The following is a 4,213-nucleotide window of genomic DNA, read 5'->3' as shown; positions in this document are numbered from 1 at the left end:
CGCCTTGCGGTTATAGCCATAAAAAAATATAATTGGCTATTATGCCGTGGGCGGTTCACGAGCCCGAAGACTTTCTGCGCGACAATGAGTTTTGGCACTTCCCGCGCAAGGAGTTTGCCGCGGACACCTTGCGCCGACTCATTGAAGGACCTACCCGGGCCTTAACGCTGTTCGCGCCCCGACGAACCGGCAAGAGCGAATTCCTGCGCTACGACCTCGGCCCATACGCGCACAGCAAAGGGCATCGCGTAATCTACGTAGATTTCATGCAGTCCCCCAACCCGCTGGCGACGATCCTGCACGCGCTCAAGACTTCCCGCAAACGGGATTGGTCCTGGGATGCGGCCAGGGCAGCGGTAATGGATCTGGCGCAATCCATAACCCTGCCGGGCATGAAGATCAGCCTGCGAACGCTGCAAAACCAACCGCCTCCCGACGTGTACCTTTATCTGGACGATTTGCTCGGTAAAATTGCCGACCGCCGAAAACCCGTCATACTCCTTTTTGACGAAGTGCAGGAGCTGGGCGGAGACCGGCGCCTGCAACCGCTGGTCGCCGCGCTGCGCAGCAGCCTCGACAAACACCGCGATGGCCTGGCCATTGTTTTTACCGGTTCGTCGCTGGCAGGATTAAAGGCCATGTTCTCGGAACGGAAGGCGCCATTCTTTCATTTCGCGTCGCCGATAGATTTGCCCCGGCTCGGCAACGATTTCGTCGAACACACGGTAAAAATATTCAACAAAAAACAGAGCCGCCAAATTAAACCGCAACCGGCTATCCGCGCCTTCGGCCGGCTCAGTCGAAACCCTTATTTATTCTGCTCCTTCATTACCTACCTTATGCACACCGCAAAGGGCCTAAACAAGGCACTGGAAGCTTTCATCGTCAAGAAAGCCCTCCAATCCAGTTTTCCGGAAGCTTGGCGCTCTATGACCCCAATCCAACAGGCCGTTGCCCGCGCCCTGGCGCAAGGCTCCAATAAACCTTACAGCAAGGAAACGAGGCAGAGGCTCGGCGAATGGATGGGCGAGGGCGCCCCCCCGATCCATCGTGTTCAGTCGGCCCTGCAGAAACTGAGTAGAGAAAACATCGCGCGCAAATGGGGCAACACATGGTCTTTGGACAACGAGGCATTTGCCGCATGGGTTATCAATGCACGCCCCCCGATAAGCCCCCCGATACGCAAATAATCCAAAGGATTATTGCCAGACAGCCAATGACGGCCTGCCGGCGGCAACCGCGGGACGAACCGTGCCGCCGCCACGATGCCTGAAGCGCCGCGCCCAAGAAACAATTCTTGTAGCCATAAGGCAATATAAACGGCTATATCATGGCATCTCCCGGCGCTGTCCGATGCTATAGCCATAAAATAATATATTTAGCTATGCCCCATCGCCCCCGAGGAGCTCTGACTTTTATAGCCATAATCTAATATATCTGGCTATACCTTGCTCCCGGAGACAGCCGATGCTATGGCCCTTGACCCCGCCCCCGCGACGGCCCAGCGCACTCGGCGGGCCGCGGCGCGACTACAAGTCTATTGCCGTTCCAGCATCCCCGCGCCGAAAAAGGCGTGGACGTCCCGGTAGAATGCCTGGGAGACCAGGGCCTTGCGCCAGGCCGCGAGACGGCGGTACTGCCCCAGGTCCAACCCGATCGCATCGGCGGGGTCCACCGCCGCCAGGAGACAGAAATCGGCGATCGTCATCCGGCCTCCGGCCAGGTAATCCGCCTTGCCCAGCTGCGCCTCCGCGACCGGCAGGGACTGCTCCAGAAACTCGTAGCCGGTCTGCATGGAGCGTTCGTCCACTTCCAACCCGACGCGCGGCGCGATGATTTTGTTGAACAGCACCCGGCTCATGGGCGCCTGGACATGCAGAACCGCAAAGTCGCCCCATTGATCGGCCAGCGCCTGCCCTTGCGGTTCCGCGGGGTAGTAATCGGAGCCGCTTTTGCGGCACAGGTACCTCAAGATGGCGCCGCTCTCGAATAGGGCAAAGCCGTCGTCGTCCATCGCGGGGACCTTGCCGGCCGGGTGAAGACGCATGTGCTCGGGCGACTTTTGTTCGCCCTTGCTCAGATCGACCCGTATATATTCGTGCTCCAGCCCCATCGCGTTGACCGCCATCCGCACGCGATTTGCGGGCATGGACAGTTCGAATCCGTAAATTTTCAGCATGCTTTTATCCTCCGTCCAGATATGAAAAATCGAGGCCATTTTATACTGAACCCGGCATTAAAAACCAATGCAGCCGGGCGCGAACTCATTCGTTTGCGACTATCGCGGCGGCCGCTGGCCGCTCAAGGGCCCAGCGTTTCGTCTGCCTGGCGAGATCGCCGGGGGCAACGATCAGGCGCCATGCGCCGCGCTCAGGGATGGGCGAATACGTAAAAGAACAGGAGCATCGCGGAGGCCACCGTGAGCCCCACCCCGAACTCCACCAAAAAGATGCCCAGCACTTGGCCGCCGACGGGGAGCGTGTCGTAGTCCAGGAACCGCCCGTCCGGCATGCAGAGCAGGCCGACGCCCAGGTACAGCAGCAGGCCAAGGGCCATGCCGGCCCGCGCCCAGGAGATCGGCAGGATGCGTTGCACGTTGCGAACCCCGAAAAACAGGGCGTAGAGTATAAAACCGGCGGCGAATACGACGCCGGCCTGGAAGCCGCCGCCGGGGCTGTATTCGCCGTGCATCTGCAAATAGAGGGCAAAGAGCAGAATAAAGGGCATCAGCAATCGCCCGACGGCCCTGAGTACCAAATGGTGTTCCATCGCCCTCGATTATACCCTCGCCCATGCCTGCTGCAGGCGGGCGGCAAGCGCCAACGCTGTCGCTGTACGCGGGCGGCCGTTGCCTCGCTCCCCGGTCACGGCGCCTCCTACGGCCGGGGGTCGCCGGGGGCCCGGCCCGGGCGGCGGCGGCCGCGGCCGATCAAGGTCAGCACGGCGGCGCCGGCGGTGAAGATCACGGCTAACTCGCCCAGGGTATCGTAGCCGCGGTAGCTCGCCAGCACGGCGGTAACCGCGTTCGGCACTTCGGACAACTCTCCCCCCAGGTAACGGGGGCTCAGGTGGGAATGCACGGGGGCGGCGGCGGCGCCGAAGGGCGGCATGTCCAGGCTGCCGTAGCAAAGCAGCAGGACGCAGAGCAGACAGACGGCCAGCGCCAACAGCCTGCGGCCGGGCGGCGGCCCCGGCGTCACGTGCTCCTCGCCGCCGGTCAGCGCCAGGCTGCCGAGCAGCAGCACCACCGCGATCCCCACCCCGACCACGGCCTCCGTCAGGGCGACGTCCACCGCGTCCATCGAGACAAACAGGGCCACGGTCAGCAGGCTGAAAATGCCGGTCAACACCACCGCCGCGAACAGGCTGCGCACGGCATGGATGGCCAGCGCCGCCAACAGCAACAGCGGCAACAGCAGGTGCGGCAGGGCCTCGCCGATCATTGGCCGCCCCGCATGGGACGCATGCCGCCGTGCAGGGCGGCCTTGGCCAGGGCGTGCGTAGTGGCCGGAGTGGTAAAGAGGATCAACAGCAGGATCAGCAGCAGCTTTAGCGAAACCAGGCCGATACCGGCCTGCACCATCAGTCCGGCCAGGACCAGTATGACGCCCAGCGTATCGGTCACGCCCGCCGCATGCAGACGAGTGAAAAATTCCGGCAGACGCAACAGGCCGACGACGCCCACCAGGACAAAAAAACTGCCTGCCGCCAGCAGCGCGCGGGAAACCACGAGGAGCAACTCTTCCATCTCAGAGATCCGGTTCCTCGTCGGCGGAACCCCGGCCTATGTCGCCGTACTCGAAGAACTTCAGCACGACCAAAGTGCCGATGAAGTTCATCAGGGCATAGACCAGCGCTGTGTCCAGAAATTGCGGGCGGCCGTCCAGGAAGCCATGCACGGCGATAAACAGCACCGTGACGGTGCCGAAGGTGTTCGCCGCCAACAGGCGATCATAGAGCGACGGGCCGCGCATGGCAGCCAGCAGCGTCAGCAGCATGGCGGTCAGCAGCGCTACGGCGGCGATCGTCACCGTACCGGCCTCTCCAGGGCGCAAACCCGACGGTCCATCTCGCCCTCCTCCAGCACGGGAGCGGCGCCCTCCAGGCTATGCACGTCAATCCAGTCTTCGTCCACCTCTATGGAGACGGTGCCGGGGGTCAGGGTAATGGAGTTGGCGTGCACCACCCGCCCTAACTCGCTCCTCTGCCCGGC

The 4,213-nt window shown here is 62.3% G+C and carries 7 protein-coding genes; 1 reads left to right on the top strand and 6 read right to left on the bottom strand.

What is annotated here, in order from left to right:
• Positions 1-359: 359 nt before the first annotated feature.
• Positions 360-1,190 (top strand): hypothetical protein, encoded by an 831-nt coding sequence (locus OXU43_06510; protein ID MDD9824805.1) that lies wholly within the window; start codon positions 360-362, stop codon positions 1,188-1,190.
• A gap of 347 nt (positions 1,191-1,537) precedes the next feature.
• Here the strand turns inward: OXU43_06510 and OXU43_06505 are convergent, their stop codons facing one another.
• The 6 genes from OXU43_06505 to OXU43_06480 all read right to left on the bottom strand — a co-directional run.
• Positions 1,538-2,179, bottom strand: a complete 642-nt coding sequence (locus OXU43_06505) for a glutathione S-transferase family protein (GenBank protein ID MDD9824804.1) — start codon at positions 2,177-2,179, stop codon at positions 1,538-1,540.
• 191 nt (positions 2,180-2,370) lie between these two features.
• A complete protein-coding gene (locus tag OXU43_06500; GenBank protein MDD9824803.1) occupies positions 2,371-2,769 on the bottom strand; it encodes a Na(+)/H(+) antiporter subunit B in 399 nt (132 codons plus the stop codon).
• A 107-nt stretch (positions 2,770-2,876) separates the two neighbouring features.
• Entirely contained in the window at positions 2,877-3,443 is a 567-nt protein-coding gene (locus OXU43_06495) for a DUF4040 domain-containing protein (protein MDD9824802.1), read from the bottom strand.
• On the bottom strand, positions 3,440-3,748 hold the full coding sequence (gene mnhG, locus OXU43_06490; GenBank protein MDD9824801.1) for a monovalent cation/H(+) antiporter subunit G: 309 nt from the start codon (positions 3,746-3,748) through the stop codon (positions 3,440-3,442). Before mnhG ends, OXU43_06495 begins: the two co-directional genes overlap by 4 nt.
• 1 nt (position 3,749) lies before the next feature.
• Positions 3,750-3,998: a monovalent cation/H+ antiporter complex subunit F gene (locus OXU43_06485; GenBank protein MDD9824800.1), complete on the bottom strand. Its 249-nt coding sequence runs from the start codon at positions 3,996-3,998 to the stop codon at positions 3,750-3,752.
• Between the two features lie 29 nt (positions 3,999-4,027).
• A partial coding sequence (locus OXU43_06480; protein MDD9824799.1) for a Na+/H+ antiporter subunit E occupies positions 4,028-4,213 on the bottom strand: 186 nt, incomplete at its 5' end.

This window comes from Gammaproteobacteria bacterium (assembly GCA_028817255.1).
GTDB classification, from domain to species: domain Bacteria; phylum Pseudomonadota; class Gammaproteobacteria; order Porifericomitales; family Porifericomitaceae; genus Porifericomes; species Porifericomes azotivorans.
The sequence above is the reverse complement of the archived record's forward strand: the minus strand, read 5'-3'. Positions and strand labels throughout refer to the sequence as shown.